Raw genomic sequence first — 14951 nt, forward strand, 5'->3', positions numbered from 1 at the left:
ATGAGCCTCCCGCGCCGGCTGCTCGTGGCCGCCGCCCTGGCCGGCGTCAGCCTGCTGCTCGGCACGGCGGTCGCGGTCTCCCTCTTCCTCAACAGCACCCGCACCGTGGTGCTCGTCGGCCACGACACCGTCGTGCGCCCCACGCTGGCACGCGACGCGGTGGTCGAGACCGGCCCGCTGCTGCCGGACTTCCGGTTCCGCGACGTGGCCCCGGTCGGGGTCACCCTGACGCTCGGCAAGACCGAGGTGGGCTCGATCGAGGAGCTCGTCGAGCGCTACGCCCTCATCGCGGGCGACCCCACGGCCCCGATCGACAAGGTGCGCGACGTGGTGGTCGACATGGCCGTCTCGGCCGCGCTCCGCGGACTCGCCGTGGGGCTGGTGCCCGTCGCGTTCTACCTGCTGCTCGGCCAGCACCGGCGCGGCGAGCTGTTCCGCGGGGTCGGGACCCGCGAGGGCGTCGTGGCCCTCGGCCTCCTGCTCGTCCTGCCGGTGCTGGTGTGGCAGCCGTGGCACTCCGACGAGGAGACCCAGGAGGAGCAGGGCTCGTGGCAGACCCTCGCCGAGCTTGCCGGGCCCGATGTCGTCCTGCCCGCCGAGGTGCGCGGGATCGAGGTGCGGACCGGACCGGTGACGACGCAGAGCAAGCGGCTGGTGCTGAGCGCGATCGACACCTACGACAAGAGCAAGGCCTTCTACACCGCGGCCGCCGACGGGGCCGCGGGGCTGGTCGCGCAGGGCCTGCGCGTGCCCGCCGACGACGAGACCGTCGCCGTGCTGGTGAGCGACCGCCACGACAACATCGGCATGGACCGGGTCGCGCGAGCCATCGGGGACGCCGCGGGCGCGACGGTGGTGCTCGACGCCGGCGACGACACCTCGACCGGCCAGCCGTGGGAGGCCTTCAGCCTGGACTCGCTGCAGGGCGCGTTCGCGGACTGGGAGCGCTTCGGCGTCGCCGGCAACCACGACCACGGCCCGTTCGTCAGCGGGTACCTCGCCGACCAGGGGTGGACGATGCTCGACGGCGAGGTGGTCGACGCGCCGTGGGGCGGCACGCTGCTCGGCGTCGACGACCCGCGCAGCAGCGGGCTCGGCAGCTGGCGCGACGAGAGCGGGCTGAGCTTCACCGAGGTCGGGGACCGGTTGGCCGACGCGGCCTGCGCGGCCGCGGCGGACGGCGAGCGGGTGAGCACGGTGCTCGTGCACGACGCGAACCTCGGCCGCGAGGTGCTCGCCCGCGGCTGCGTCGACCTCGTCCTCGGCGGGCACACCCACGTGCAGGCCGGTCCGACGGCCGTGACCGGCGAGGACGGCAGCACGGGCTACTCCTGGACCAACGGCACCACCGGCGGGGCGGCGTACGCCATCGCGTTGGGCAGCAAGCCGCGGCGCGACGCCGACGTCACCCTGGTGACGTACGCCGAGGGGCGTCCGACGGGCCTCCAGTGGGTGCGGCTGCGCACCGACGGGTCGTGGCTGGTGGGCGACTGGAGCCCTGTCGAGCCGGGCTGAGCAGCCCGCCCGCCGCCCTGGACTACTCCTGGCCCGCGATCGCCTCGTCCGGGCGCGTGGTGAGGAAGCGCTCGATGTAGTCGCGGGCGGTCTCGTGGATGTCGACCTCGTGGCCCGCCTGCTCGGAGAGGTACCAGCGGTGCTCGAGGATCTCGTGGAAGATCTCGGCCGGCTCGAGCTTGCCGGTCGCGTCGGGCGGGATCATCGCCATGATCGGCTCGAAGACCTCGTGCATCCACCGGCTGGCGACCAGGTGGCGGTCCTCCCGGCCCAGGTCGTGGTGGGCGGTGTAGGAGTTGAGGTCGTTGAGCAGCCGGCGCGCCTGGTTGTCCTCGACGGTCATCCCGGTCAGCGCCTGGATCTCGCGCGCGTGGTGGCCCAGGTCGACCACCTTCGGCTGGATCCGGACGGTGTCGCCGTCGAGGTCGGTGACGATGTCGAGCTCGTCGACGTCGAACCCGAGGTCGTTGAGCCGCTCCACGCGCCTCTCGATGCGCCACATCTCGTCGGCACGGAACTCCTCGAGTCCGGTCAGCTCGGACCAGAGGGCGTCGTAGCGCTCGCGCAGGTGGCCGATGATCGCGAAGCCGTCGATCGGCCGTTTCACCGCGCCGCTCGCCGAGAGGTCCATCAGCTCGGCGAAGATGTTCTCGCAGCCGACCGTGATGTCGTACTCGCGCAGCCGGTCGCCGACCGTCTCGTGCAGCTCACCGGTCTCGGCGTCGACGAGGTACGCCGCCAGCGCGCCGGCATCGCGCCGGAAGAGCACGTTGGACAGCGACACGTCGCCCCAGTAGAAGCCCGCGAGGTGCAGGCGCACGAGGAGCACGACGATCGCGTCGATGAGCGTCGGCACGTGCTCGACGTCCATGCCGCGGCTGAACAGGCTGCGGTAGGGCAGGGAGAAGCGGAGGTGCCGGGTCAACAGGGCGGCCGGCAGCTCCTCGCCGTCCTCGGCCTCCCGGCCCGTGACGACGCCCTGCGGCACGACCGCCGGGAGACCGAGCCGCTGCAGGTCGCGCAGCATCCGGTACTCGCGGAAGGCGATCGCGTCGTTGGTCTCCTTGACCGCGTAGACGTTGCTGCCCAGCCGCACGATGCGCACCACGTGCCGCGACAGTCCGCGCGGCAGCGGCACCACGATGTCGTCCGGCCACTCCTCGAGCGGGGTGTCCCACGGCAGGCCGAGGATCGCCGGGTCGGGCCGGCTCGCGACGATCCGCATGGCCATGCCCAGACACGCTACTCCGTGCCGAGCTCCCACACGTCGGCCCGAGGACCGTCCGCCGCGGGCACCTCGACCCCGTCGGGGCCGGCGGGCAGGTCGGTGCCGCCGGGCTCGGTGCCCAGCAGGTGGCGGGCCGCCGGGAGCGGCAGCGTGAACGACGCGCCGGCCGCGCGGCGCACCACGACCAGGACGGCCTCCTCGGGGTGCTCGCGGACGTAGGCGATGGTGTCGGCGTCGACGTGGGCCCACCGCAGTCCGCCGCGGCGCAGGGCAGGGCGCTCCCGCCGCAGCCGCGCCAGGTCGCCGTACGTCGCGAGGGTGCGGGTGTCCCACTCGTCGCGGCGGTTCCACGGCATCGTGCGGCGGGCGTCCTCGCCGTTGACGCCCTCGAGCCCGATCTCGTCGCCGGCGAAGACCATGGGCACCCCGGGCAGCGTGAACTGCAGCCCGGCGGCGACCCGGTGCACGGCGGCGTCGCCGCCGACGACGGTGCGGATGCGCGCGGAGTCGTGCGAGCCCAGGAGGTTCCAGCTCGACGTCGTCGCGCGCCAGCCGAGCGCGCCCTGCCAGGTCCGGAACGTCTCGACGACCGTGGGCCCGTCGCGCCGGGGGACCGGCACGGGCCGGCCGAACGGCCGGGCGGGGGAGGAGGGGTCGCGCAGCCACGACCACACCGGCCAGGAGAAGCCGGAGTAGTTCATCGTGCCGTGCCAGCCGTCGCCGTCCACGTCGCCGGAGGCGTCGTGGTTGTGCTCGCCGATGATCCACGGGTCCTCGCGCAGCGCCGCCGCGGTGGCGCGGACGGTCCGCGCCACGTCGTGGGCGACGTCGACGGCGCCGAGCCGTCCGGTCATGTTGGCCACGTCGATGCGCCAGCCGTCCAGGTCGTAGGGCGGCTGCAGCCACCGGCCCACGACGGAGCTCGGCCCGTCCACCATCGCGTGGCGGGCGTCGAGGTTGGCGTGGTTGATCTTGGGCAGCGTGCCGTGGCCCATCCAGCACGCGTAGCTGCCGTCGTCCTCGAAGTGGTAGAAGGAGCGGTGCGGGTCGTGCGGGTCGTCGACGGCCGAGAGGAACCACTCGTGCGTGTCGCCGGTGTGGTTGGTCGTGAGGTCGCCGAGGATGCGCCAGCCGCGGGCGTGGACCGCCGCGCTGAGCCGGGCGTACGCCTCGCTGCCGCCGAGCAGCGGGTCGACCTCGGTGAAGGTGGTGGCGTTGTAGCGGTGGTTGCTCTCCCCGGGGAAGACCGGGGTCGTGTAGAGGATGTCGGCGCCCACCTCGTCGACGTGGTCGAGGTGCTCGCCGATGCCGTCGAGGTCGCCGCCGAAGAGCTGCATCGGGGTGCGCGGGTCGCTGCCCTCGAACACGACCTCCTCGTCCCAGGCGGCCGGCAGCGCCCAGTCGGGGACGGGTCGCTCGTCGGCGGCCGCGGAGCGGGCGAAGCGGTCGGGGAAGACCTGGTAGACGACGCCGTCGCGGCCCCAGTCGGGGGCGGCGGGGTGCGCCGTGAGCCTGAAGTCCGCGGCGTCCGGGGGGTCGTGGGCCACGAGGCCCGCGCCGGTCAGCCACTCCTGCCGGCCGCGGCCGTCCGCGGAGTCGCGGACCAGCAGGAACCGGTAGTGCGTGACGGGGTTGTGGACCGGCAGCCGGCCCGCCCACCACGTGGTCGCGCCGTCGGTGGTCGGCGTGGTCGGGTGGTAGACCGGCTCGGCGTCGTACGTCGTGCGCAGCCAGATCGCGTCGACCGGGTCGTCGGTGCTCGTGCGGACCCGGACCGTGACGGTGTCGCCGAGGGCCGGTGCCTCGTCGGAGACGTGGAGCGGGGAGCCGTCGTGGTGGGGCTGGCGGAGGAGGCTCACACGCCCCATCCTCCCTCACCTAGGATGGCCGCCGCGCCCGAAGGCGCAGGCCGGTGTAGCTCAGTTGGTAGAGCGCTTCTCTTGTAAAGAAGATGTCGCGGGTTCGAATCCTGTCACCGGCTCCACGCCGCCGCTCAGCGGACCTGCTGGACCTCGAACTCGCACGCCGGCGAGGCGATGGCGTCCTGGGCGGCCACCAGTCGCAGCTCGCGCTCGCCGGAGTCGAGGGTCTCCTTCAGCACGGCGAACACCGATGAGGCGGTCCGGGCGAGCGCGTCGGCGGGTGAGCCGGTGGTGGCGAGATGGGCGGTGAACAGCGCGGCGGTGATGTCGCCGGAGCCGTTGGCCTTCATCGGCAGCCGCGGGGTCGTGACGAGCCAGGCGCCGTCGGCGGTCACGGCGAGCATCTCGATCGCGTCGGCGGGCGCGCCGTCGCGGTCCATCGAGGTGACCAGCACCGTCGACGGGCCCAGGTCGCGGACCTCCTCGACCGCCGACAGCACGTCGTCGAGCGACGAGGGGCCGCTGAGGCCGTCGCGGCCGGTGATGAAGCCGAGCTCGAACTGGTTCGGCGTGAGCACGTCGGCGACGGGGATCACCGTGGAGCGGTACTTCGGTGGGATCGCCGGGTTGACGAAGCAGCCGGACGTGGCGTTGCCCATGACGGGGTCGCAGGTGTACGTCGCCGCGGGGTTGGCCGCCTTGACCTGTGCCACCGCGTCGACGATGACGTCGGCGATCTCCGGCGAGCCCTGGTAGCCGGAGAGGATCGCGTCGCAGGACGCGAAGGCGCCGCGCTCCCCGATGCCGGTGATCACCGCTGCCACGTCCTCGGCGGCGATCAGCGGCCCGCGCCACGCGCCGTACCCGGTGTGGTTGGAGAAGTTCACCGTCAGCACCGGCCAGACCTCGTGGCCGAGCCGCTGGAGGGGGAAGACCGCGGCGGAGTTGCCGACGTGTCCGTAGGCGACGTGGGACTGGATGGAGAGGACGCGCACGACCTCGACCTTAGCCCCCGGGCCCCGGGCCGGTCAGGCGACCTGCAGCGACCGCTTCGACAACCCCATCCAGTAGCCGTCGATGACCTGGGTGCCCGGCTCGTCGGCGGTGGTCGCCGCGCCCAGCGTGACGAAGAGGGGCGTGTAGTGCTCGACGGTCGGGTGGGCGTACGGCATGCCCGGCGCCTTGGCGCGGAAGTCGGCCAGGGCGTCGACGTCGCCGCGCGCGAGGGCGTCGGCCGCCCACAGGTCGAAGTCGCGCGACCAGCCGGGGACGGCGGCGTCGATCCGCCACTCGGTGAGGAACGGCAGGCCGTGGGTGAGGAAGCCCGAGCCCACGATCAGCACCCCCTCGTCGCGCAGCGGGCGCAGTCGCTCGCCGAGCCTCATCAGGCGGTGCGGGTCGTCGGTGGGCAGCGACATCTGCAGGACCGGGATGTCGGCCTCGGGGTACATCACCTTCAACGGCACCCAGGCCCCGTGGTCCAACCCGCGCGAGGCGTGCTGGTGCACCGGCTCCCCGCTCGGCATCATGGCGGCGACCCGCTGGGCGAGCGCCGTCGCGTCCGGCGTCCGGTAGGTCATCTCGTAGTACTTCGGCGCGAACCCGCCGAAGTCGTAGACCAGCGGGGCGCCGCTGGCCGACAGGCTCACGGGCGCGGACTCCCAGTGCGCCGAGACGATCAGCACGGCCTTCGGTCGCGGCAGGTCGCGGGCCCAGGCCGCGAGCTGCCCGGACCACGTGGGGTCGTCGAGCAGCGGCGGGGCCCCGTGGCCGATGTAGAGGGCAGGCATGGAGTCGGTCATGGTCACCTCGATAGTCCGACTTTCAACTATACGCCCCGGGTAGTCCACCGGCAAACGGTCGGCGACCGGGGTCTTCCGCGACCGTTTCCCGGTGGACTACCGCGGGGGGACGTCGTCGTACGCCGGCAGCGACCAGTCGACCGGCGCGGCCCCCTGCTCCTCCAGCAGCCGGTTCACCCGGCTGAAGGGCCTCGAGCCGAAGAACCCGCGTCGCGCGCTGAGCGGCGACGGGTGCGCCGACTCGACCGACGGGACCGGCCCGAGCAGCGGCTTGAGCGACTGCGCGTGGCGACCCCAGAGAATGGCCGCGCACGGGCCGCCGCGCTCGGCAAGGGCGACGATCGCGCGCTCGGTGATGGGCTCCCAACCCTTGCCGCGGTGGCTGTTGGAGTCGCCGGGACGCACGGTCAGCGACCTGTTGAGCAGCATCACCCCTTGATCGGCCCAGGCGGAGAGGTCGCCGTGCCGCGGCGGCACGATGCCGAGGTCGTCGCGGAGCTCGACGTAGATGTTGACCAGGCTGGGCGGCAGCGGCCACACGTGCCGCTCGACGGCGAAGCTCAGCCCGATGGGGTGCGCCGGGTTCGGGTAGGGGTCCTGCCCCACGACCAGGACGCGGACGTCCGCGAGCGGGCGGCTGAAGGCGCGGAGGACCAGGTCACCCGCGGGCTGGTAGCCCCGGCCGGCCGCGACCTCCTCCCGCAGGAAGCGGCCCATGGCGGCGATCCGGTCGTCGACCGGCGCGAGCGCCTCCGCCCAGTCCGCGGCGACGAGTCCCTTCTCGACCAGCCCTGCCAGCGCGCCCGACCGGGAGCTCATCGGACCGGTCGCTGGAGGCGGTCGAGGAAGGCCACCAGCAGCGCCTCGCGCATCGCCGGCGACGCGACGTCGAGCATCGCGTTGACCTCGGCCATCCGCGTCGGCAGCTCGAGGTCGCCGTCGGCGGACGCGCCCACCAGGCCGGAGGCCGCCAGCAGGCCGTCGAAGTCGTCGTCGCCGAGTGCCGTCGGGTCGAGCGCCTCGATGAAGGCCACCACACCGGGGTCGACCGCGACCGGCCCGGCCGCCTGTGCGGCTGCCACCGAGGCGTGCAGGACCGCCGCGAAGTCGTCCACGTGGGGCAGGGTCCCGGCGCTCACCGACAGGTGGACGCTGGGACCGCCGTCGCCGTGCGACAGCTGCGGCTGGACGTACCAGCCGCGGGAGACCAGCTCGTCGGTCACGGTGAAGGGGTCGCACGAGCCGTCGGTGCTGAAGGTCACGAGCGTCGAGTCCGGCGGCGCGACCAGCTGCAGCGCGGGCTCGCGCCCGAGGCACCCCACGATGGCGTCGACCGCGGCGAACGCGCGACCGGCGAGGTCGAGGTAGCCCGCGTCGCCGAGGTGCTGCACCACCGCCCACGTGCCGGCGACCGGACCCCCCGAACGCGTCGACTGGGTGGTCGCGTTGAGCATCGTGTAGCCCGGCCAGGCGGCCGAGGCGAAGAGCTGCGGCTTGCGCAGCGCCGCGTCCCGGTGCAGCAGCACGGAGGTGCCCTTGGGGGCATAGGCGTACTTGTGCGTGTCCACCGAGAGCGAGGTGACGCCCTCGACGGAGAAGCTCCACGGGGGAACCTCACGCCCGAGCCGTGCGGCGTAGGGCAGCACCCAGCCGCCGATGCAGGCGTCGACGTGGCAGCGCACGCCGCGCGCGGCCGCCGCCGCCGCGATCTCCGTCACCGGGTCGACCACCCCGTGCGCGTACGACGGCGCGCTGGCGACCACGAGCACGGTGCGGTCGTCGATCGCCTCGGCCATCGCCCGCGGGTCGGCGCGGAAGTCGGGTCCGACCGGCACGAGGACCGGCTCGACGCCGAAGTAGTGGGCCGCCTTGTGGAAGGCGGCGTGCGCGGTGGCGGGCAGCACCATCCGCGGCCGGAGGACCTCCGGTCGGCTGTCCCGGGCGGCCTGCACGGCGAGCAGGATCGACTCGGTGCCGCCCGAGGTGACGGTCCCGACGGCGGACGGCGGGGCGTCGACCAGGCCGCAGGCGAAGCCGACGAGCTCGTTCTCCATCTGCAGCAGCGAGGGGAAGGCCGTCGGGTCGAGCGCGTTGGACGCGGCGTACGCGGCGACGGCCTCCCGGGCCACCCGGTCCACCTCCGGGTCGCCGGAGTCGTAGACGTAGGCGAGGGTGCGGCCTCCGTGCACCGGCAGGTCCCGGCGCTGCAGCGCCCTGAGCCGGTCGATGAGGTCGGTCACGACAGGGCTCCTTCGGCGGCGGCCACCTCGGTGGCGTCGAGTGAGTAGCGGCGCAGCCACCACAGGCTCGCCAGGACCAGCAGGGCGGGGACGACCGAGAAGCCGAGCACGATCGCGGTCTGCGCCGACCCGGGCTGCTCGACCGCGCGGCCGTCGCTGGAGACGTAGCCGCCGAGAGCGAGCGCGACGGCGAAGACCGCGGGCCCCAGGGCGAGCCCCAGGGTCTCACCGGCGGTCCAGACGCCGGTGTAGACGCCCGCCCGGTTCTCACCGGTGCGCGCGGAGTCCACGGCGGCGGCGTCGGGCAGCATCGCCATCGGGAAGACTTGGCACCCGGCGTAGCCGACCCCCACCAGCGCCGTGCCGGTCATCGTCCACACGTCGTCGCCGCCCAGCGCGAGCAGGGTCAGCAGGGCGCCGCCGGCGAGCACCAGCGACGCCACGACGTACCCGCGCCGCTTGCCGACCCGCTCGCCGAACCTCGCCCAGACGGGCGTCAGCACCAGCGCCGGCCCGACGAAGCAGACGAACAGGACGGTGGCCGCGCCCGGCCGGCCGAGCACGTCGCCCGCCAGGTAGTCGACCCCGGCGAGCATGCAGCCGGTCGCGAGCGCCTGCAGGACGAACGTCGTGAGCAGCAGCCGGAAGTCCCTGGCCTGCGCCACGATCCGGAGCTGGTCGCGCAGGGAGCCTCCGCCGGCGACCGTCGCGCCGATCGGCGCGTGCCGCGTGCCCCACCACGCCCCGAGCACGCCGGCGACGATCAGCACGGCCATCACCACGCCCATCACCCGGTAGCCGTCGCGGCCGCCGACCGCGTCGCGGATCAGCGGCGCGGTGGCCCCGGCGAGCATGATCGTGAACGCCAGGATGGCCACCCGCCACGTCATCAACCGGGTGCGCTCGTCGTAGGACGCGGTGATCTCGGCGGGCATCGCGACGTAGGGCACCTGGAAGAAGGCGTACGCCGACGCGGCCAGCACGAAGAAGACGAGCACCCACGCCGCCTCCAGCGCCGGGTCGCCCAGGTCGGGGGCCGCGAAGATCAGGGCGAAGGCTCCGGCGAGCATCAGGCCGGCCCGGACGAGCCAAGGCCGCCTCGGTCCGGCGGGGTCGAGCGTGCGGTCGCTGACCCGACCCGCCACCGGGTTGAGCAGCACGTCCCACGCCTTGGGCAGGAAAACGATCACGCCGGCCCACAGCGCCGCGATCCCGAGCTCGTCGGTGAGGAAGGGCAGCAGCATCAGGCCGGGGACGGTGCCGAACGCACCGGTAGCGACCGACCCGGTGCCGTAGCCGATGCGCACGCCGCGCGTCAGCGACGTCGGCCCGCCCGGCGAGGTGGCCGTGCTCACGGGCGACCCGACGGCCGCGTCGACGACGTGCCGGAGGATCGCCCCCTGCGCGCCGGCGGCGGTGGCCCCGACCACTGCGCCACCCACTCGTCGAGGACCGGCCACGTCGTCTCCCGGGCGCCGCGGCCGGTGAGCGTGCCGAGGTGGCCTCCCGGCACGATCTCGAACCGCACCTCCCGCGACCCCGCCAGCAGGGGCACCACGGCGCGTACGGCGGCCAGCGGGGCGATGCCGTCGGTGTTGCCGGCGAGGACCAGCGTCGGCACCTCGACGTCGGCGAGGTCGACGGTCCGCTCGCCCACCTGCATGCTGCCGCGCGCGAGCGCGGTGCCCGCGAGGAAGCGGTGGTAGAGCTGGCCGTAGGTCCGCCCCGGGTACGCCGTCATGTTCGCCCGGAAGCGGGTGACCGCCTCCAGCTGGGCCAGGTGGTCCGTGTCGTCGAGGTGGCTGAGCAGCACGAGCGGCCTGGCGACCGCCTCCACCGCCGCCGCCGCGAAGACCCGGCCCAGCAGCGGGGACGGCACGCCACCGAGCGCGCGGTAGGCCCGCGTGAGGGCGCCCGTTCCCCGGGTGGGGTCGAGCAGCGGCCTGGCGGGGGCGACGAGCGGCACCCGGGTCACGTCGACCGGGGAGCCGACGACCGTGACGGAGGCGATCGGCAGGTCCCGCCGGTCGGCGGCGGCGAGGAGGGTGAGGATGCCGCCCAGGCTCCAGCCGACCAGGTGGACCGCGCGGTCGCCGGAGTGCTCGTGCACCGTCCTCACGGCCTGCGGCAGGACCTCGTCGACCCAGTGCTCCATCCCGAGCGAGCGGTCGCGCAGGGCGACCTCGCCGTACTCGACGAGGTAGGTGGGCCGGCCCTGCGTGACCAGGTGCTCGACCAGCGAGCAGCCGCGTCGCAGGTCGAAGCACAGCGCCGGCGCGGCGAGCGGAGGCACCAGGAGCACGGGGTCCCCCGCCGGGGCCACGCCCCTCGCCGGCCGGTAGTGGTAGACCTCGCGCCGGTCGCCCTCGTCGACCAGCGTCCGCGGCATCGGCCGCAGGTCGGCCACACCGCCGTAGAGCACGGTGTGCGCCACGTTCCCGGCCGCGGCAACCACCTGCTGGGGGCTGGGGATGAGGTCCATGGCGGAAATCTACGGGCACCCGCATCCGGTCGAGCGGCTCGGACGGAGAAGGAGGTGACAGGACGCCACCAGGCGCCCCGAGACGGAAGGACTCCCCATGAAGCGACGCGTTCCCGCACTCCTCGCCGCATCGGCCCTCGCCCTCGGCGCGGTGCAGACCGCCACACCCGCGGCCGGTGCCCGGGCCACCGGCGAGGACAGCCTCGCCGCCCTGCTCACCTCCGACGGCAACACCTTCGACAAGAACAAGTCCGACTTCGACATCGTCACCGAGGCCGCGCTCGCGGTGGTGGCCGCCAAGCCCGACAGCCCGGTCGCGCTCCTCGCCGACGGCTCGCAGCGGCTGACGGTCTTCGCGCCGACCGACCAGGCCTTCCGCCTGCTCGCCGAGGACCTCACCGGCAGGACCATCGCGAGCGAGAGGAAGATCTTCCGGGCGCTCGTGGAGCTGGCCGGCGTCGACACCATCGAGACGGTGCTGCTCTACCACGTCGTGCCGGGCAGGGCCCTGACGAGCCCGAAGGTGCTGAAGTCGGACGGGGCGAGGCTCACCACTGCGCAGGGCGGCAGGATCAAGGTCGACGTCCGCAGGAAGCCGTCCCTCAGCATCACGCTCAAGGACCGGGACAAGAACGACCGTGACCCGTCGGTCGTGCTGAAGGCGCTCGACCTGAACAAGGGCAACAAGCAGGTGGCCCACGGGATCGACCGGGTGCTGCGCCCGATCGACCTCTGAGGAGCCGGGAGCCGACGGGTGGGGCGACGATGACCGCCGTCTCGTTCCCCGCCCGATCGGCTCGCCGGTACGGTGTGGTCGTGGTCAGCGAGGCCAGCGGGGCCGACGAGCCCGAGGACGTGCAGTCCGTCGCCGCGCGCCTCGTGGCAGGTGACGAGTCCGCCCTCGAGGCGGTCTACGACCGGTGGTCGGCCCTCGTCCACACCTTCGCGCTACGCGCCCTGCAGGACCCCCACGACGCCGAGGACGTGACCCAGCAGGTGTTCGTGGCTGCCTGGCGGAGCCATCGCACGCTGACGCCGAGCCCGTCGGCCCTGCCCGCCTGGCTCCTCGGGATCGCGCGGCACAAGGTCGCCGACGCCCGTGCCGCCCGCGCCCGCGACGCCGACCGGGTCGCGGCGGCCGCGGCGCGGCCCGAGGTCCGCCTCGTCGCCTCCGGCGAGGCGGCGGACGCGGTCCTCGCCGACAGGCTCGTGGTCCGGCAGGCTGTCCAGGACCTGCCCGACCCGCGCCGGACCATCCTGTTCCTCGCCTTCTGGGAGGAGCGCAGCCACGCCGAGATCGCCGCGTGCACCGGCCTGCCGCTCGGCACAGTCAAGAGCCACGTTCGGCGCGGTCTCGTCCAGATCCACCACCAGCTCGAGGGGGTGCGGGCCCATGTCGCACGTTGACATCGAGGAGCTCGCCGCGCTCGCGCTCGAGCACGACGACGCCCCCGAGACGGTGCGGCGGCACGTCGCTGACTGCGCGGAGTGCGCCGCCCTGGTGGCGGCGCTCGCGGAGGTACGCGGCCTCGCCGGCGCGACCGACCTGATCGCGCCGCCGCCAGGCGTCCGCGGCCGGGTGCTGGCGCACCTGCGCTCCGACGACGACGGCAACGACCGCGGGGCCCGCCGCGAGGACGACGGCGACGGGGACGGCCCCTCGGCGCCCGTGACGCCGTTGCCGAAGGAGCCCGTGCCGGGTCCGCCGCCGGCTGCTCGCCGGCCCGACCGTCGTGCCGGTCGCGTGCCGGTATGGGCAGCGGGCCTGGCCGCCGCTGTCGCGCTGGTCGCGGGCCTCGGGCTGGGCCGCCTGAGCGTCGCAGACCCGGAGCCGCGGGAGGAGTTGGCGACGGTGGTCGCTGCCGCCGACCTCACCGCGCTCGACAGTGACGACTTGCGTGGCGAGGCGCGCGCCGTACGCTCCGAGGACACCCTCACGCTCCGGGTGGAGGCACGCGCCCTCGGCGACGAGGACGGCTTCCGCGAGGTGTGGCTCATCAACGTCGACGGCACGCGCATGGTCGCGCTCGGCGTCCTGGCCTCGGGCGACGAGGGCGAGTTCCAGGTGCCGCGGGGCCTCATCGACGACGGCTACCGCATCGTCGACATCTCCGTCGAGCCCGAGGACGGCGACCCGAGGCACTCGGGCGTGAGCCTGGCCCGCGGCGAGCTCACCTGACCCTCCCTCGGGACGGGGCGCTCTCGACAACGGCCGGCGCGAGGGCTAGGAACGAGGGATGAGGTGGAGGTACGGCATCCTCGGCGGCACGGCGGCGGCAGCCGCCGCCACGGCGGCCCACGACCTGGTGCAGCGCAAGCACGCGATCCTGCGCAACTACCCCGTCGTCGGGCACGCCCGCTTCTGGGTCGAGAGATTCGGCCCGGAGCTGCGGCAGTACATCGTCACCAGCAACGACGAGGAGCGGCCGTTCAGTCGTGACCAGAGGCGCTGGATCTACGCCAGCTCCAAGCTGGAGAACAACTACTTCGGCTTCGGCACCGACAACGACGTGGAGCGCGTCGAGGGCTACCCGATCATCAAGCACCGCACCTTCACCGGTCCGGGCGCCGCGACGATGCCGCACGCGCAGGAGGAGATCGTGCTGCCGTGCGCCAAGGTGATGGGCGCGTCGCGGGGGCGTGCGCACGCCTTCCGCCCCACCTCAGTGGTCAACATCTCCGGGATGAGCTTCGGCTCGCTGTCCGGCAAGGCGATCGAGGCGCTGAACAAGGGTGCGGCGATGGCCGGGTGCTTCCAGAACACCGGGGAGGGGGCGCTGTCCCCGCACCACCGCCACGGCGGCGACATCGTCTTCCAGATCGGCACCTCCTACTTCGGCTGCCGCGACGAGCACGGCCGCTTCGACATGGCCCGGCTGGTCGACGTCGTGCAGTCCGCGCCGGTGCGCGCGATCGAGATCAAGCTCAGCCAGGGTGCGAAGCCGGGCCTCGGGGGCATGCTGCCGGGGGAGAAGGTGAGCCGGGAGATCGCCGAGATCCGGGGCATCCCCGAGGGCAAGGACTGCGCCTCGCCGAGCCGCCACACGGTCTTCCACGACATCGACTCGATGCTCGACTTCGTGGAGTCGGTCGCCCAGGCGACCGGGCTGCCGGTCGGCATCAAGTCCGCCGTGGGCAACCCGACCATGTGGGACGAGCTCGTGGAGGCGATGCGATCGGGCACCCGCGGCGTCGACTTCGTCAACATCGACGGCGGGGAGGGCGGCACCGGTGCGGCGCCGATGATCTTCGCCGACTCCGTCGCCTACCCGTTCCGGATCGGGTTCAGCGAGGTCTACCGGCGCTTCGCGGCCGCCGGGCTCAGCGACGACGTCGTCTTCATCGGGGCCGGGAAGCTGGGGATCCCCGAGAACGCCGTCGTCGCCTTCGCGCTGGGTGCCGACATGGTCAGCGTGGGCCGTGAGGCGATGCTGTCCATCGGCTGCATCCAGGCGCAGAAGTGCCACACGGACCACTGCCCGGTCGGTGTCGCGACCCAGAACCCGCGCTACACCCGGGGCCTCGACGTGAGCCTCAAGAGCGTGCGCGCGGCGAACTACATCCGCTCGCTGCGGCGCGACCTGCTCAAGGTCTCGGAGGCGATCGGCGTCGTGCACCCCGGCCTCATCGCCCCGCGCGACGTGGACATCGTCGACGGCACCCGCTCGGCGGTCGGCCTCGCCGAGATCTACGGCTACGACCCCTCCTGGCCGCGGCTGGGCCCCGACTTGGTGCGGGAGATCGAGGCCTTGATGACCGCCCAGGACGAGACCGAGCCGTCGCAGCGCACCCCGGCCTGAGGTCGCCCAGGACCGGCCTGAG

Annotated in this window: 13 protein-coding genes and 1 tRNA gene; 6 read left to right on the top strand and 8 right to left on the bottom strand. The window is 73.6% G+C overall.

Going from position 1 to position 14951, the window contains the following annotated elements:
• Positions 1-1515 carry a metallophosphoesterase gene (locus J3P38_RS15450; RefSeq protein WP_210439851.1) on the top strand — a complete coding sequence of 505 codons (1515 nt, stop codon included), beginning with the start codon at positions 1-3 and terminating at the stop codon, positions 1513-1515.
• 22 nt (positions 1516-1537) lie between these two features.
• Here J3P38_RS15450 and J3P38_RS15455 read toward each other — a convergent pair whose 3' ends face one another.
• Together J3P38_RS15455 and J3P38_RS15460 are read right to left on the bottom strand one after the other, a co-directional pair.
• On the bottom strand, positions 1538-2746 hold the full coding sequence (locus J3P38_RS15455; protein ID WP_210439852.1) for a DUF4032 domain-containing protein: 1209 nt from the start codon (positions 2744-2746) through the stop codon (positions 1538-1540).
• Between the two features lie 11 nt (positions 2747-2757).
• A complete protein-coding gene (locus J3P38_RS15460) occupies positions 2758-4602 on the bottom strand; it encodes a glycoside hydrolase family 13 protein (protein ID WP_210439853.1) in 1845 nt (614 codons plus the stop codon).
• Between the two features lie 49 nt (positions 4603-4651).
• On the opposite strand from J3P38_RS15460, the gene J3P38_RS15465 reads away from it, so the two are divergent.
• Positions 4652-4727: transfer RNA gene (locus tag J3P38_RS15465), tRNA-Thr, on the top strand.
• A gap of 9 nt (positions 4728-4736) precedes the next feature.
• Here J3P38_RS15465 and pdxY read toward each other — a convergent pair.
• The 6 genes from pdxY to J3P38_RS17930 form a co-directional block, all read right to left on the bottom strand.
• Positions 4737-5600, bottom strand: a complete 864-nt coding sequence (gene pdxY / locus J3P38_RS15470) for a pyridoxal kinase PdxY (protein WP_210439854.1) — start codon at positions 5598-5600, stop codon at positions 4737-4739.
• Between the two features lie 33 nt (positions 5601-5633).
• Positions 5634-6407: a dioxygenase family protein gene (locus J3P38_RS15475; protein ID WP_210439855.1), complete on the bottom strand. Its 774-nt coding sequence runs from the start codon at positions 6405-6407 to the stop codon at positions 5634-5636.
• Positions 6408-6503: 96 nt separating this feature from the next.
• Positions 6504-7226: a uracil-DNA glycosylase gene (locus J3P38_RS15480; RefSeq protein WP_210439856.1), complete on the bottom strand. Its 723-nt coding sequence runs from the start codon at positions 7224-7226 to the stop codon at positions 6504-6506.
• A complete protein-coding gene (locus J3P38_RS15485; protein WP_210439857.1) occupies positions 7223-8647 on the bottom strand; it encodes a pyridoxal phosphate-dependent decarboxylase family protein in 1425 nt (474 codons plus the stop codon). Before J3P38_RS15485 ends, J3P38_RS15480 begins: the two co-directional genes overlap by 4 nt.
• Positions 8644-10002 (bottom strand): MFS transporter, encoded by a 1359-nt coding sequence (locus tag J3P38_RS17925; protein WP_307807948.1) that lies wholly within the window; start codon positions 10000-10002, stop codon positions 8644-8646. Before J3P38_RS17925 ends, J3P38_RS15485 begins: the two co-directional genes overlap by 4 nt.
• On the bottom strand, positions 9999-11129 hold the full coding sequence (locus J3P38_RS17930; protein WP_246850065.1) for an alpha/beta fold hydrolase: 1131 nt from the start codon (positions 11127-11129) through the stop codon (positions 9999-10001). Before J3P38_RS17930 ends, J3P38_RS17925 begins: the two co-directional genes overlap by 4 nt.
• Before the next feature lie 97 nt (positions 11130-11226).
• Between J3P38_RS17930 and J3P38_RS15495 the strand changes: the two genes are divergently transcribed.
• The 4 genes from J3P38_RS15495 (at position 11227) to J3P38_RS15510 (ending at position 14929) form a co-directional block, all read left to right on the top strand.
• Positions 11227-11865 (top strand): fasciclin domain-containing protein, encoded by a 639-nt coding sequence (locus J3P38_RS15495; protein ID WP_210439858.1) that lies wholly within the window; start codon positions 11227-11229, stop codon positions 11863-11865.
• An 80-nt stretch (positions 11866-11945) separates the two neighbouring features.
• Complete coding sequence (locus J3P38_RS15500; protein WP_210439859.1) at positions 11946-12536, top strand: RNA polymerase sigma factor; 591 nt, start codon at positions 11946-11948, stop codon at positions 12534-12536.
• Entirely contained in the window at positions 12523-13308 is a 786-nt protein-coding gene (locus tag J3P38_RS15505; RefSeq protein ID WP_210504293.1) for an anti-sigma factor, read from the top strand. The genes J3P38_RS15500 and J3P38_RS15505 overlap by 14 nt, the downstream gene beginning before the upstream one ends.
• Positions 13309-13366: 58 nt before the next feature.
• On the top strand, positions 13367-14929 hold the full coding sequence (locus tag J3P38_RS15510) for an FMN-binding glutamate synthase family protein (protein ID WP_210504294.1): 1563 nt from the start codon (positions 13367-13369) through the stop codon (positions 14927-14929).
• The last annotated feature ends 22 nt before the right edge of the window (positions 14930-14951 follow it).

The organism is Nocardioides xinjiangensis (assembly GCF_017916455.1).
GTDB lineage: Bacteria > Actinomycetota > Actinomycetes > Propionibacteriales > Nocardioidaceae > Nocardioides > Nocardioides xinjiangensis.